The organism is Sunxiuqinia sp. A32 (assembly GCF_052690465.1).
In genome coordinates this window covers 62,389-78,436 of record NZ_JBQYLI010000011.1, presented here as the reverse complement: position 1 = coordinate 78,436, position 16,048 = coordinate 62,389, and the positions used below count along the sequence as shown (strand labels likewise).

The 16,048-nt window shown below is 40.6% G+C and carries 8 protein-coding genes; all 8 read left to right on the top strand.

Annotated elements, in window-relative coordinates; translation table 11 throughout:
- Positions 1-209 precede the first annotated feature (209 nt).
- Genes ACUNWD_RS12615 through ACUNWD_RS12580 form a run of 8 tightly spaced genes read left to right on the top strand, consistent with a single transcriptional unit; the run spans position 210 to position 16,044 of the window.
- A complete protein-coding gene (locus ACUNWD_RS12615) occupies positions 210-3,278 on the top strand; it encodes a SusC/RagA family TonB-linked outer membrane protein (RefSeq protein WP_445588177.1) in 3,069 nt (1,022 codons plus the stop codon).
- Positions 3,279-3,303: 25 nt separating this feature from the next.
- Entirely contained in the window at positions 3,304-4,908 is a 1,605-nt protein-coding gene (locus tag ACUNWD_RS12610; protein ID WP_445588176.1) for a RagB/SusD family nutrient uptake outer membrane protein, read from the top strand.
- A gap of 43 nt (positions 4,909-4,951) precedes the next feature.
- Complete coding sequence (locus tag ACUNWD_RS12605) at positions 4,952-6,757, top strand: PKD domain-containing protein (RefSeq protein WP_445588175.1); 1,806 nt, start codon at positions 4,952-4,954, stop codon at positions 6,755-6,757.
- A 59-nt stretch (positions 6,758-6,816) separates the two neighbouring features.
- On the top strand, positions 6,817-9,561 hold the full coding sequence (locus ACUNWD_RS12600) for a carbohydrate-binding protein (protein ID WP_445588174.1): 2,745 nt from the start codon (positions 6,817-6,819) through the stop codon (positions 9,559-9,561).
- 19 nt (positions 9,562-9,580) lie between these two features.
- A complete protein-coding gene (locus ACUNWD_RS12595; RefSeq protein WP_445588173.1) occupies positions 9,581-11,845 on the top strand; it encodes a glycoside hydrolase family 3 N-terminal domain-containing protein in 2,265 nt (754 codons plus the stop codon).
- 54 nt (positions 11,846-11,899) lie between these two features.
- Entirely contained in the window at positions 11,900-13,636 is a 1,737-nt protein-coding gene (locus tag ACUNWD_RS12590; RefSeq protein ID WP_445588172.1) for a cellulase family glycosylhydrolase, read from the top strand.
- Between the two features lie 60 nt (positions 13,637-13,696).
- On the top strand, positions 13,697-14,536 hold the full coding sequence (locus ACUNWD_RS12585; RefSeq protein WP_445588171.1) for a glycoside hydrolase family 16 protein: 840 nt from the start codon (positions 13,697-13,699) through the stop codon (positions 14,534-14,536).
- Between the two features lie 26 nt (positions 14,537-14,562).
- Positions 14,563-16,044 (top strand): glycosyl hydrolase, encoded by a 1,482-nt coding sequence (locus ACUNWD_RS12580; protein WP_445588170.1) that lies wholly within the window; start codon positions 14,563-14,565, stop codon positions 16,042-16,044.
- Positions 16,045-16,048 lie beyond the last annotated feature (4 nt).

The window sequence follows — 16,048 nt, the reverse complement described above, 5'->3', positions numbered from 1 at the left end:
GCTATGATGTATCTAATCACAGACACTCAATCTGCCTAATAAACTGTTTTACTGTTTATTAGTATTTTACGTGTAGTATTTTTGTATAGGTGATGAATGGGCATATGTAGTATTATTGAAGTAGGAATTTATTTTCATATGCAAATAAGTGAATACATTTTTGATCCAAGATTTGATGAAAATTTATTTGCTATTTAAAAACTTAACTTATGAAAAGAATCTTATTTTTCTTATTCTGTTCTGTCTTTAGCATAGGTTTATTTGCCCAGGAAATTACTGTACAGGGTAATGTAACCGCTAAAGAAGATGGACTATCCCTGCCGGGGGTATCAGTATCTGTTCAGGGGACAACTAATGGTACAATTACCGATTTTGATGGTAATTATACACTGAATGTTCCGGCAGATGCCTCACTAGTCTTTTCTTACATCGGTATGAAAAGCCAAACGATAAGTGTGGAAGGTAATTCAATTATTAATGCAGTACTTGAAAGTGATGCGTTTGATGTGGATGAAGTTGTTGTAGTTGGGTACGGTGTTCAAAAGAAAAGTTTGGTTACCGGCGCAATTAGTAAGGTTGGAGGGGACGAACTTCAGAAAACTTCAGATATGCGGGTATCACAAGCACTTCAGGGAAAAACTGCAGGTGTTGTTATTACCAGCAACTCAGGCCAACCAGGCGATCAGGTTTCAATTCGTATTCGTGGTATTGGCACCAATGGTGATGCAGAACCATTATATATTGTAGATGGCTTACCAATGAGCCGGGAGGGAATTGATTTCCTTAACTCGGGTGATGTTGAATCAATTGAAGTTTTGAAAGATGCAGCTTCAAGTGCTATTTATGGAGCAAGGGGTGCAAATGGAGTAATCCTGATTACAACTAAAACCGGTAAAAAGAATGAACGTTTTACGGTTAGTTATGATGGATATTATGGAGTACAAAATCCATGGAAAAAAATTAATGTACTAAACGCTCAGGAATACGTTGCTCTAACCAACGAGGCATCACTAAATGGAAGCGGAGTGGCTCGATTCTCAGCAGCAGACATTTCTGGTTTCACGGCCGATACTGATTGGCAAGATAAAATGTTTAACTATGATGCTCCAAAGCAAAATCATTCCATTTCATTTACTGGTGGAAGTGAAAAAATCAGTTATTCATCTTCTTTGAATTACTTTAAGCAAGAAGGTATTGTTGCAAAAGGTAAATCTGATTTTGAAAAATTTGCATACCGCTTAAATACAGTTGGTGAATTTGGATTCTTAAAAGTAGGCTCAAACATCAACCTTCTTCGAATCACCAGCAAGGGAATTGATACCAACAGCCACTTTGGAAACGGATTGGCTCAAGCATTAAACATGCCGCCAATTATTCCTGTGAAAAATGAAGATGGATCATGGGCTGTGCCAGAACAAGTAGGTATTGGTCTTCAGGAAATAACTAACCCAATTGCTCAATTGGATCAGGTTAACTCTGAAACTAAAACCAGCAAATTTGTTGGAGGTCTTTTTGCAGAAGTCGATTTCGGAAAAATTGATCAGACACTGCAAGGGCTTACATTTAAAACAACCTACAGTGGAGAGATGTCATTGGTTGATACCAGAGGTTACACTCCTCTGTATTATTTAGATGCAATGCACTTTACTGTTGCAGATGAGGCTTCAAGATCTATGGATATCTGGTCAAGATGGAACTTTGAAAATGTCTTAACTTACGATAAAACTATTGCGGACCATCACTTTACCGTAATGGCCGGTATGACAGCGTTTAAAGACTTCCACGACAACCTTTCAGGAAGCAAGAAAGATGTCATCTTTGATGATTTCGAACATTCCTATATTGACAATGGAACAGATCCGGAAAGTATCAATGCCGGTGGTGGTTATGCAGAACACACTGTATCTTCCTTATTCGGTCGTGTAAACTATGATTACATGGATCGTTATATGATGACTGCCACAATCCGTCGTGATGGCTCTTCTCGTTTTGGTTCAGAAAATAAATATGGTTATTTCCCATCAGTATCTGCTGGTTGGGTAATCTCCAGAGAAAGTTTCATGAGCAATACTTCCTCATTTTTAGACATGCTTAAATTACGTGCCAGCTGGGGACAAAACGGTAGTGAAAACATTGGTGATTTTGGTTACACTTCCATTATTGGAAACCAAAACATCTATTACTTCGGCGATAATAAAACACAATACAATGGTACTCAACCAACAAAAATCGCAAACCCTTCATTGAAATGGGAAACTTCTGAACAAACCAACATTGGGTTAGATGTTGCAACCTTGGAAAGCAGTTTAAGAATTACACTTGACTACTATGTCAAAACGACCAAAGACTGGTTGGTAACTGCTCCCGTGCCATTATTGGTTGGAAACTCTGCTCCAACAATTAATGGTGGATCAGTAAGGAACTCAGGTTTTGAAGCAGAATTCGCTTACAAAAAGAATTTTGGAAAATTATTCTTCAGTGCTTCTATCAACGGAGCCTACAACAAGAATGAAGTTCTTGATATTAAAAACTCTGAAAAACGTCTTCAAGGCGGTGGCGGTGGATTTGGCCAGGGTGATGTGATTTATGCAAAAGTTGGCTCTCCAATGGGATACTTCAACGGTGTACAAACTGATGGTATTTTCCAAACACAGGATGAGATCAATGCCTATGTCAATTCAGACGGAGGATTAATTCAACCAAGTGCAAAACCTGGTGACATCAAATTTATTGATGAAGATGGTGATGGAAGTATTGGTGATGGAGACCGCGTGAACTTAGGTTCTCCGCATCCTGACTTCACAGGAGGTTTGAATTTGAATTTGGAATATGCAGGGTTCGACTTCAATATGTTTGTATATACAGCATTGGGCCAAGAAGTTTATGATGCAACAAGACGTTATGATATGAACGAAACAAACTACCGTGGAGATTGGCTGAATCGCTGGACAGGACCCGGAACATCCAATGAATATCCTCGTGTAACATTTGTCGATAATAACCAAAACATGCAAACAGTGAGCGACTTCTTCGTTCACGATGGAAGTTTCGTAAGATTGCGCAATATGACTTTGGGTTATACGCTTCCTAAAAGCGTAACCAATTATCTAAAATTAAATCGGGTACGCTTCTACGTATCGGGAGAGAACCTCTTAACATTTACCAAATACAAAGGATATGATCCTGAAATTGGTGGTGGTGTATTTGACAATGGTATTGACCATGGTATTTATCCGCAAGCCCGCACAATTCTTGGTGGTGTAAATATTACTTTTTAATGTGAACATTTAAAAAATAAATGAAATGAAAAATAAATCAATATATATATTCAGCTTCATTGCCCTAATGTTCATTCAAGTTTCTTGCACAAAAGATTTCCTTGAATTGGAACCGAAAACAGGACAAGTAGAAGCAAACTATTACAAAACAGAAAATGACGCTTTATTAGCCGTTACCGCTGTTTATGATGCCTACGCTGTACAGAATTGGCAGTTCGTTCCGGTAATGTCGGATATTTTCTCAGACGACGCTTTCGCTGGTGGCGCCAACGCAAATGACATGTCTCAATGGCACGACATGGAAATGTTTAACATGACTGCCGAGAATAATACTGCAGGAGACCTGTGGAACAGGTGTTATTCTGGTATTTACCGTGCTAACCTGTATCTACAAAAACAGGAAGAAATTGAATGGGAAACAGAAGGTTTAAAGGAAAGAATGGAAGCAGAAGTTTTGTTTATCCGTGCCTACTTCTATTGGGATTTAGTACGTCATTATGGTTCTACTCCACTTATTTTAGAAGTGTTGCCATCCGTAGAAGACTATAAGTCCATTCCTCAAAATTCTCCGGATGAGTTGTTTACTCAAATTGCAACTGACTTATTAAAAGCAGTAGCGGTGTTGCCAACAGCCGACGAAATTCCAGCGGAAGAAACCGGACGCATTACCAAAGGAGCTGCACAAGCTTTAATCGCCAGAATCTATATGTATCATGAAGGCTTTGCTAAACCAACACTTGGATTATCCTCCTGGAGCAATGGAAGTACAACAATCGACAAAAGCTATGCTCAATCAGCACTTGAAGAAGTCATTGCAAGCAATGCTTATTCTTTGGTTCCTAATTACGCTGATCTTTTTGATTGGGACAACCAAAATAATGAAGAGTCTATTCTTGAAATTCAATATTCCGATAAAGCTAAATCAGGCGACTGGGGTGGTTGGAATATAAACGGAAACTTTATGTGTGTATGGATAGGTCCACGGAACCCTGTCGGAGACAACGATGCAATTTTTGCAGGCTGGTCATTGGCTGTTCCAACATGGAGCCTTGTTAACGAATTTGAAGCTGGAGATCCAAGGAAAGACGTTTCGCTTTACAATGCGGAGGAAAAACTGGATGACTACACCCGGGCTTTTATGAATACCGGTTACTTTAATAACAAGTACCTGGCCAGAAAGGCATACCTTGGCTCAGGTGGCGATCCAGCTCACAACTTCCCTAAAAACTTCATGGACATTCGTTATGCTGATGTCTTGTTGATGGCAGCTGAATTATTCCTTAATGACAATCCAACAAAAGCTGCTGGCTACTTAAACCAGGTAAGAACTCGCGCGATGGGAGCCGGTGCCGCAAAATCGTCAATCACACTAGATGACATTTATCACGAACGTCGTGTTGAATTGGCTGGTGAAGGTTCAAGAAAATGGGATCTATTAAGAAGAGGAAACGACTATGCTGCTGAAAAAATAAACGCAAGTTTTAACGTGCCTCAGGATATTCCAAACTTAGCTCATTTTACCCCTCGAAATTTCAAAGCAGACACATGGGGAATGTTTCCAATCCCAGCTAGTGAACTGAGAAATACGAACGAGGGAGTGTTGAGCCAATTTGTACCTGCTTATAAATAGGTAAATGCAAGTTTGATTTGAATAAACAATAAAAATGAAAATAATGAAAAATAAAAGATATTTTGGGCTGATTTGGATCTCTATGCTAGCCATATTGTTTGCCTGTGAGCCCTACATGGATGACAAACCAGATGCTGGGATCGTTCCTGCTCCAGACGCAAGTACCCTGGATTTCTCAATAGCACCGGGAGATGATGCATATCATTACAACCTGGAATATTTGAGCCCACAAATTAATGGTATTAAAACTGTTTCATTTAACCTGGGAAACAACTCAAAAGTAACCGGAGAAGAAGCGGTAGGTTACTATCCACTTCCTGGAGATTACACCATTACGATGACTGTTAAAACCAATGGTGGCGAAGCTTCTGTTTCTAAGTCTTTAACAACAACTGAAACAGACTATTCCATTTTCACCGATCCAAAGTACGTATTCCTAACAGGAGGTGTTGATGATTTGGATGGAAAAACCTGGGTTGTAGATGCTGAAACCAAAGGGCACTTTGGTGTTGGTGATGCAAACCTTGCCGACGGTGTAGGCTTGGATTGGTGGTCTGCTGATCCGTTTGTTAAAGAAGGAACAGGCGCTTATGACGATGAATTAACATTCTACCTGAATGGTTTTGAGATTAAGTACGACAATAAAGGTGTGAGCTATGTAAAGGGTTATATGAAAGATGATCCTGCCCTGGCAAATGTATACTTGAATCCACGTCAAAATAAAGATGATTATGATGTAGATTACGATACTCCAGTTACCGGAACATGGTCAATTACCGAACGAAATGGAAAGCTTTATTTAGGAATTAACAGTGAAACTCCAATTGCTCCAGGACTTGATGTAGGTGCACTAAACAATGAATATGAGATTCTAAATATCTCTGAAAATTATCTGGAATTAGCTTGTTTCAGTGCTTACGAAAACTGGACCAAATGGCATTTCTTCCTGCGTAATAAGGAATATGAAAAGCCAAAAGTAACCTTTGATGTAGCACTTGATGCTGGTACTGAAATCAATGAATATCAGGTAAGCGTTTCCAATGCAGATATTCCTGCCGGACAGTCTATTGATAAAGTAACTGTTGACTTTGGCGATGGAACAGTTAAAGAAACCATGAGCTATACGGACGTTGTGAGCAATGTATACATGCGCAAGGGAACTTACCCGGTTAAAGTTACAGTTACCACTTCAGTTGGAGACGAAGAAAGCACCTTCTCTGCGGTAATTGCTGAAAATCATCCTGATTACGTGCCTTTCCTTTTGGCTGAGCAAGTATTGTATGTTGATTTCACTGAAGTTCAGCTTGCACCGGTTTCTGGTGAGGATTGTGACGTATTTGTAACGGATAATCCAAGTCGTATCTATCCAAACAAAAGCTCAAAGGTTGCCTTTTATTCCAAAACTGATCAGGCATGGGCAAATGCGAATATGCAATTACCTGCTGGATACCGTTTTGACTTACGTCAGGCACACACATTTAAACTAATGGTTTATGGAAAAGCTGGTGACGAAGTCCTATTGAAACTTGAAAACACAGATAAGGGTGGAGATGCATGGCAAACAGGAACTGAGTTAAGATACACCATCCAACAAGATGAAGCATGGGAAATTGCCGAATTCAATTTCGAAGGAGCCGCCGTACAGGCGGGTGCTGAAGGTTGGAAGTGGTGGTCTGATCCGGTTTCTTACGACGTAGCAAATGACGATTATTACAATCATGATTTCTACAATATTATCAGGATCATGCTTAATGCAAATGAATCCGGTGGAAATGTGGGTACTCACGAATTCTATTTCGATGAGTTAGCAGGACCTCACGTAGAAGGATTAAAATCCGCAAGTTTTTAAAATATTAATTCTAACATGCTTACCCACCAATGTGAGTGGGTAAGCATATTTTCCTAATTATGAAGTTGAAGATCCTTTCAATCACGGCTACTCTTGTATTCGTCCTTTTGAACCATACAGCATTTTCGCAATATCTGCATCAACAGGGAAAATATATTGTTGATGGCGATAATAACGAATTTATTTCGCGCAGCATGGGATTGGGAGGATGGATGTTGCAAGAAGGTTACATGTTGGAAACCGCAGGATTCGCAGGAACCCAGCATGAAATTCGTTCGCTGATTGAAGAATCCATCGGAAAGGATAGAACAGACGAGTTTTACGATGCCTGGCTTGCAAACCATTGCACAAAAAAAGACATTGACTCACTCGCATCCTGGGGATTTAATGCTGTGCGCCCTGCCCTGCATTATAACTTATTCACCCTTCCCGTTGAAGAAGAATTAACCCCCGGAAATGATACCTGGTTACTTGAGGGATTTAAGATGCTTGACGACCTGGTAAGTTGGTGTGCCGAGAATGAAATGTATGTATTTATCGATCTTCACGGAGCTCCGGGCGGCCAAGGTAAAAACGCTGATATTTCTGACTATGATCCTTCAAAACCATCCCTTTGGGAAAGTGCAGAGAATAAGCGAAAAACAATCGCTCTTTGGAGAAAAATCGCCCAACGATATGCCAATAATAAATGGGTCGGGGGCTATGATTTAATCAATGAGACAAATTGGGGATTTGATAGCGACAACAGTGGCTGTGGAGGCAGTAACGAACCCCTATACTACTTAATGGTAGATATCACCAATGCAATCCGTGAAGTTGACCAAAATCACCTAATTATTATTGAAGGAAACTGTTGGGCCAACAACATGGACGGCTTATTTCCGCCGTGGGATGATAATATGGCGTACAGTTTTCATAAGTACTGGAGTGGAACCGATGTTGGAAGCATTCAGGGATATCTTGATTTAAGAGATGAATACAATGTTCCGATGTGGATGGGAGAAAGTGGTGAAAACTCCAATCAATGGTTCTACGAAACCATTCAAATGTTGGAATCACAAAAAATAGGTTGGTCATGGTGGCCAATGAAAAAAATAAGTTCAGTTGTTGGTCCATTAACCGTTGTAAAAACAGATGATTACCAACAACTTTTAAACACCTGGAGTCAGGGAGTAACTCCTGAATCAAACTTTTGCTATAACACCCTCATGGAAATCACAGAGAACTTAATGATTGAAAACTGTGATTATCACCCCGATGTGATTGATGCCATGTTCAGACAACAAACCGAAAACACTTCGAAACCTTTTAAAAATATTACCCTCCCGGGAACCTTACACATGGTTGATTTTGATATGGGCAGGCACGATGTTGCCTATCATGACAACGATATCATGAATACCAAAGGAAACGGAGGAGCTACCTGGAACAACGGATGGATCTATCGAAATGATGGAGTTGATATTGAAAAGTGCCAGGATCAATCAACTAAAAGCAATGGATTTAATGTAGGCTGGCTGGAAGCAAATGAGTGGATGCAGTATACAGTAAATGTAGCACAAACCGGCTCTTATAGTTTGACATTCAGAATAAGCAGTCAATATGGACAAGGGCGCTTCCGATTAGAAGCAGACGGTAAAAATATCACAGGGACTGTTTCTTCAATTAGTACATCTGGCTGGCAAAACTGGAAAGATGTTACCGTTGAAAACATCGCGTTGTATCAAGGTGAAAATAAATTGAAATTTTATGTGGAAAAAGCCGGATTCAACTTGAATTACATTCACTTTGAACGAACCGGAGATGTTAGTCAGGTTCCATTTAATATTCTAAATTCATTTTCTTCCGAATCTGGCGAACAGGTTTACTTAGCAGTCAACAAACATTTCAATCAAGCAAATGAGTTAAATGTTAGTGATTTTTCAATTCTTGTGAATGAAGAGAATCGTACGATTGCCGCTCTTAATTTTGACACTCAGGATTCGTCTAAACTAGTTCTCACACTGGACGAACCAATTAGAAGTCACGATGTGGCACTATTATCCTACGAAGCAGGCAACCTTGAATCAGAATCTGGTCAGCAACTAGCTAGTTTTTCAGCATTAAATATTGAAAATAAAACACCATTTCGTCATTTAATCCCGGGCAAAATTGAAGCAGAAGATTTCACTGTTAATAATGGATTGGCACTGGAAGATTGTACAGATATTGGAAGCGGTTCAAACATTGCATACACCGATGCGGGTGATTATCTTGATTACGTAGTGACGATTCGCGACGGAGGAAATTACCAGGTTACCTACCGGGTTGCCTCCGAGAATAGTGTGGGTGGTAAAATCGATCTGCAGTTAATCGACTCAGAAGGAACCATTCAAGATCTGCACAGGGTTAATGTTCCATACACGCAGGGATGGCAAAAATGGGAAACGATTGAAGCACATGCAGAACTTCCGGAAGGTGAATATACGCTCCGAATGCTCGTTAATCAGCGCGAATTTAACCTGAACTGGATTGCTTTTGATATGACAGCAACCTCTGCTAATTCCATCCTCAAATCTGATAGTTTTAAAGTTTACCCCAACCCTGCTTCCGATTTCATTCAGGTGCTCAGCAGCGACCCTGGAGCTACAAGCAACGAAATTCAAATTATCAATTTATACGGGAAAATCATAAAGGCAAGTAACCCAAAAAATATAAATGAAGGCTTGATACATCTTGCTGGAATTCCTAGCGGCCAATACTTGGTTAGGATAGTTTTAGATGATCAGGTTCTTACTAAAAAGTTGATTGTATACAGACCATAAAAAATTATAATTAAACATCATGAATAAGTATAGCATTCCTTTAGCATTAATCATTCTTACCCTGCTTTTCTCCTGCAGCTCAAATACTGGTGAAACAGGAAGTTCCGCGGACCAAAATACGGAGGTTCGAATCAATAAACTGATTGCACAAATGACGCTTCAGGAAAAATTGGGACAAATGTCTCAATTCGATCCCATGCAGTTTGGTAGTGACGAAAATGCCAAACAAGCCATCAAAGAGGGCAAAGTTGGCTCAATGCTAAATATCATAGGAGCAAAACGAGTTAACGAGCTTCAAAAAACAGCTATTGACGAAAGTCGGCTAGGAATCCCAATTATCATCGGACGTGACGTCATTCATGGCTATCGGACAATCACTCCAATTCCTCTCGGAATGGCAGCTAGTTGGAATCCAGCTCTTTCCTCAAAAGCAATGGCAATGGCAGCAGAGGAAGCAGCATCTGAAGGAATTCACTGGACTTTTGCCCCCATGATTGATGTTTCACGTGATCCTCGCTGGGGACGAATTGCGGAAAGCTGTGGAGAAGATACTCACCTGGCTTCAGCGATGGCCAAAGCAATGGTTTTGGGCTTTCAGGGTGAAGACTTGAGTGACCCAAAAACAATCGCTGCCTGTGCCAAACACTATGTTGGATATGGTGCAGCAGAAGGAGGACGCGACTACAATACAACCTATATTCCTGAAAACCTACTCAGAAACGACTATTTACCTCCTTTTAAAGCAGCGGTTGATGCAGGTGTTGCAACATTCATGTCTGGATTTAATGATCTGAATGGTGTTCCTGCCAGCGGAAACGAATTCACGTTAAAAACGGTGCTGCGCGAAGAGTGGGGTTTTGATGGCATGGTTGTGAGCGACTGGGCTTCCATTGCTGAAATGATTGCCCATGGATATGCAGCTGACAGCAAAGAGGCTGGATTTAAAGCATTGCGTGCTGGTGTGGATATGGAAATGGTCAGCGATTGTTATGTTGCCAACGTGCAAATTTTATTGGATGAAGGCAAAATTGACATGTCGATCATCGACAAATATGTTGCGAACATCTTAAGAGTGAAATTCCGATTGGGATTGTTTGACCATCCTTATACTGATGAGACTCTTGCCGAAAAGACCATTCTTTCTGAAGAGCATAAACAAATTGCAAAGGAAGCAGCCAGCGAAAGCTTTGTCTTACTTCAAAATAAAAATAACGTACTACCCCTTTCAAAAGAAATTAACTCGGTGGCAGTAATTGGTCCTTTGGCTGATGCACCACACGACCAAATGGGCACCTGGGTTTTTGATGGTAAAAAAGAAAACACAGTTACTCCATTGACCGCACTAACCAACATGCTAGGAGCTAAGAAAATAAACTTTGCCAAAGGGCTGGAAACAAGCCGTACTAAAACCAGTGAAGGTTTTGCAGATGCTATCAAGGCAGCAAAAAAATCGGATGCAGTATTGCTATTCTTTGGTGAAGAATCCATTCTTTCTGGAGAAGCACACAGTTTGGCCGACCTGAATCTAAGAGGTGCTCAAACTCAATTGTTGGAAGCTGTTGCAAAAACAGGAAAACCAATTGTACTGGTCATCATGGCTGGAAGACAGTTGACCATTGAGAAAGAATTAGATAAAGTTGATGCTGTTTTATATGCCTGGGCACCCGGAACAATGGGAGGTCCTGCACTTGCTGAAATGATCTTTGGAGAAACGGTTCCTTCTGGGAAATTGCCGGTCACTTTTCCAAAAACTGTCGGACAAGTACCATTGTATTATGCTCATAAAAATACCGGCCGCCCGGCAGATTACAATAGTTGGACTTCAATTGATGACATACCAGTTGAAGCTGGTCAAACATCACTTGGAAATACTTCACACTACCTGGATGCAGGTTTTGAACCACTCTTCCCATTTGGTTTTGGATTGAGCTATACCACATTTGAATACTCAGACTTGGAATTATCCTCCAATACAATGGGAACCGATGGATCAATTGATGTCTCTGTAAATCTCAAAAATGCAGGGGATCGTGCAGGAATTGAAGTTGTTCAACTGTATATTCGCGACCGGGTTGGTAGCCTTACCCGTCCTGTAAAACAATTAAAAGGATTTAAAAAAGTAAGTCTTACCCCTGGTGAAACAAGAAAAATATCAATCACCCTAAACGCAAAAGATCTGGAATTCTATAACGGAAAAGACTACATCATCGAAGCTGGTGACTTTGATATTTGGGTAGGAGGAAGTTCTGCAAAAGGACTTCATGATGAATTTTCAGTTAACTAAAAATGAATTTAAAACTAACTAATAAATAGCACTACCAGCCTTATGAACGTAAATATGAAACTTACTACACGAATTATATTGCTGTTTATGTTTTTACCCGTTTTGATGTCGGCTCAATACCTGCATCAAAAGGGTAAATACATTGTTGATGGGGACGAAAATGAATTCATCATCCGAAGCATGGGGTTAGGCGGTTGGATGTTACAGGAAGGGTACATGTTGGGCACCGGTGGATTTGCCGGGACTCAACATGAAATTCGAGCACTCATAGAGGCATCCATGGGCAAAGAGCGAACAGATGAGTTCTACGATGCCTGGTTCGCCAATCATTGTACAAAAACAGATATCGATTCGTTGGCTTCATGGGGCTTTAATGCTGTACGGCCCGCTTTGCATTACAACTTATTCACCCTTCCAATTGAAGAGGAACCAGTAAAGGGACAAGATACCTGGCTGGAAACCGGATTTCAGATGGTTGATGAACTGTTGGATTGGTGCAAGGCTAATGAAATGTATGTAATTCTGGACTTACATGCCGCACCCGGCGGACAAGGGAAAAACGCAGATATTTCAGATTACGATCCTTCGAAACCATCCCTTTGGGAGAGTGAAGAGAACAAACGAAAAACGGTAGCGCTGTGGCGAAAATTGGCAGAGCGCTATGCAAATGAAAAATACATAGGTGGCTTCGATTTGATAAATGAAACAAATTGGAACTTTAACGGCACGCATGAAAATGGCTGTGACAGCAGTAATGAAAAATTGCGGGAGTTGATGATTCGAATCACAAATGCGATTCGTGAGGTCGATCAGAATCATCTTGTTTTTATTGAGGGGAACTGCTGGGCAAACAACATGACTAGTATGTTTCCCCCATGGGACAATAACATGGCGTTCAGCTTTCATAAGTACTGGAATGCTACCGATAAATCAACCATTCAGCAATTTTTAGACTGGCGTGATCAATACAATGTTCCATTCTGGATGGGCGAATCCGGAGAAAACTCCAACCAGTGGTTTTATGAAACCATTGATATGCTAGAATCTCAGAAAATAGGCTGGTCGTGGTGGCCATTAAAAAAAATAGGTTCGATTGTTGGGCCATTGACTGCCAATAAAACTCAATCATACAGCCAACTTTTGGAAAAGTGGAAAAATGGTGAGACTCCTGATCCGGACTTTTGCTACGAGACGCTGATGCAGATCACCGAAAATTTGATGATTGAGAACTGCGAATATCATCCGGATGTGATTGATGCACTATTTCGGCAACAAACAGAAAGCAAAACCATCCCTTACAAAAAGCACGAAATCCCTGGAGTTCTCAATGCAGCTGATTTTGATATGGGACGCCTTGGGCATGCTTATAGCGACGAGGACTTCATGAACACAGGCGGTCCGGGAAGTTCGCAATGGAACAAAGGCTGGGCCTACCGGAATGATGGAGTTGATATTGAGAAATGCGAAGACATCTCTTTTTTTAGCAATGGGTTTAATGTCGGATCGATTCGTGCAGGCGAATGGATGGCATACACGATGGATGTAAAGGAAGCTGGAAGCTACCAGGTAATTTTCCGCGTTTCCGGAGACACAGGTAATGGCAAATTTCACCTTGAAATCAACCAAAAGAATATTACCGAAAAGGTGAGCATTGTAGAAACGGATGAAGAAACTAAATGGAGAGATGTAATTGTAAATAACATAGTGCTCGAACAGGGAATTCAAACGATCAGGTTTGTCGTGGATGAAGGTGGATTTAAACTGAATTATATCCGCTTTTCAAAATCATAATAGACCCGTCATGAATTCTTAAAAGCTGATCTCAAATCGATAACTAGAAAAACTAAACATATGAAGCCGAAACAAATAATCAAACTCTTCCTTCTGATAGTAGTGGCAACAGGATATTCATGCGGTAGCGTGAAAAAGGAGAAAAAAGAAGTAGTGAGCAATTCGCCGTATGAATTAGTGTGGTGTGATGAGTTTGATTATGTCGGCTTACCTGACACTGCAAAATGGAGTTATGACACCCGGGGGAACAGCCATGGGTGGGGAAACAATGAACTTCAATTTTACACGAATCAGCGCAGTAAAAACGTGCGCGTTGATGATGACAAACTAGTTATTACAGCCCTCCGCGAAGATTATGAAGGTAGGAACTATACCTCAACCCGATTAAGCAGCAGAGGAAAAGGTGATTGGCAATATGGACGGATTGAGGTGAAAGCAAAATTACCTTTTGGAAAAGGAACCTGGCCAGCAATTTGGATGATGCCTACCGAGAGTAAATACAAGGGATGGCCAGCTTGCGGAGAAATTGATATTATGGAGCACGTTGGCTACGATCCGGGCGTTGTTCATGGAACCATTCATACGCTATCCTACAATCACTCTATCAATACACAAAAAGCAAATACGATTGAAGTTCCGAACCTCTTTGCCGATTTCCATGAGTATGCTATCGAATGGGATCAGGAACAAATTCAATGGTTTGTGGACAATGAACCATTCTTCACTTTTAAAAATGAGCATAACTCATATAAAGAATGGCCATTCGATCAAAAGTTTCACTTGCTTCTCAATTTGGCTGTTGGCGGAAACTGGGGAGGAAAATTTGGTGTTGACGATTCCATATTTCCGCAATCAATGGTAGTAGAATACGTCAGAGTCTATAAAAAACGAGAACAATAGCGGCAATCACTTTTTAGCTAACTAAAATGAAATATCCTGTTCTAATATTTACATTATTGGTTGGAATGATTGGTGTTCAAGGGCAGAATTCAAAGCGAGGTATTGCCTATGGACACCATTCTCCGGAAGATCTGCAAGTTCTTTCTCCAGAGCTTAGCTGGTGGTATAACTGGTCAGAAGCCCCGGAAAGCTCCGTTGCCAATGTATTTGAAGATTATGGTTTTGAGTTTGTTCCAATGACTTGGAATGGGAGTTTTAGTGAAAGTAAACTACGTCAATTTCTATCCAATCATCCTGAAACAAAATACCTGCTGGCATTCAACGAACCAAACTTTTTGGAACAGGCAAACATGACTCCCTCTCAAGTTGCAGCTCAATGGCCAAGACTTGAAGCTATTGCAGATGAATTCAACCTTAAAATAGTGGCTCCTGCCGTCAATTACTGTGGCAATTGTGTGCAGGAAAATGGCACCACCTACACGGACCCTTTTGAATATCTCGACGACTTTTTTGCAGCTTGTCCGGATTGCCAAGTGGACCACATCGCAGTACACAGCTATATGAATACGGTTGCTGCGTTGGAATGGTACATTGGTGAATTTGAAAAATACAATAAGCCTATATGGCTGACAGAATTTGCAGGATGGGAGTACAACGGGAATATTAATAATCTGAATGACCAAATGAACTTTATGATTGGAGCAGTTGACTGTCTGGAATCCAATCCCAATGTTTTCCGTTATGCTTGGTTTATCGGTCGTGGAAGTGGCACATCAACCTTTCCTTATATCGACCTGCTAGGAAGCAATGGTACACTCACAGCTCTTGGTGAAGTGTATAAAAAGATGCCGGAGCATAGACTTAATCAGCTGGTTGATATTCCGGGAACAATTGAAGCGGAAGCCTACAATCAAATGAGTGGAATTCTAATTGAAAAAACTACAGACCAAACTGGTTTTGCCAATGTTGGATATATTGACACCGGAGATTGGCTGGAATATAAAATCAATGTGTCTCAATCAGCCGATTATGATGTAAAATTTAGAATAGCATCAACCAGAAATGCCAGCTTAAAGCTTATCCTGGACGGCAACGAAGTTTTAACTCAGAGCCTGAATAACACCAATGGCTGGCAGAACTGGAGCACCATCAGCAATACAATCAATCTGACTGGCGGGATACATACTCTCAGAGTGCAGGCTGCAACTGATGGATTTAATATCAATTGGATCCAGATTGGAGACGATACCGCTACCGGAATCCCCAAGTACAAGTTCAACGATAACTCTTTTACAATTTACCCGAATCCGGGAAGGGGAACTTTCACTGTTCAAAATACTGAACCGGTTGACGAATTACATGTTTTAAATTTAAATGGTACAACTGCTTTAAAACTAACATTTGCAGCAAAAATTGATTTAAGCATGCTTCCTGCCGGAATGTATTTTATAAAGGCACTAACGACAAACGGACAAACTGTTGCCACGTCCAAATTAGTTATAAACTAAGCCT

Coding starts and splice junctions, on each gene's coding strand:
- ACUNWD_RS12580 (WP_445588170.1), top strand. CDS start 14,563: ATGAAATATCCTGTTCTAATATTTACATTATTGGTTGGAATGATTGGT.
- ACUNWD_RS12590 (WP_445588172.1), top strand. CDS start 11,900: ATGAAACTTACTACACGAATTATATTGCTGTTTATGTTTTTACCCGTT.
- ACUNWD_RS12600 (WP_445588174.1), top strand. CDS start 6,817: ATGAAGTTGAAGATCCTTTCAATCACGGCTACTCTTGTATTCGTCCTT.
- ACUNWD_RS12595 (WP_445588173.1), top strand. CDS start 9,581: ATGAATAAGTATAGCATTCCTTTAGCATTAATCATTCTTACCCTGCTT.
- ACUNWD_RS12610 (WP_445588176.1), top strand. CDS start 3,304: ATGAAAAATAAATCAATATATATATTCAGCTTCATTGCCCTAATGTTC.
- ACUNWD_RS12605 (WP_445588175.1), top strand. CDS start 4,952: ATGAAAAATAAAAGATATTTTGGGCTGATTTGGATCTCTATGCTAGCC.
- ACUNWD_RS12615 (WP_445588177.1), top strand. CDS start 210: ATGAAAAGAATCTTATTTTTCTTATTCTGTTCTGTCTTTAGCATAGGT.
- ACUNWD_RS12585 (WP_445588171.1), top strand. CDS start 13,697: ATGAAGCCGAAACAAATAATCAAACTCTTCCTTCTGATAGTAGTGGCA.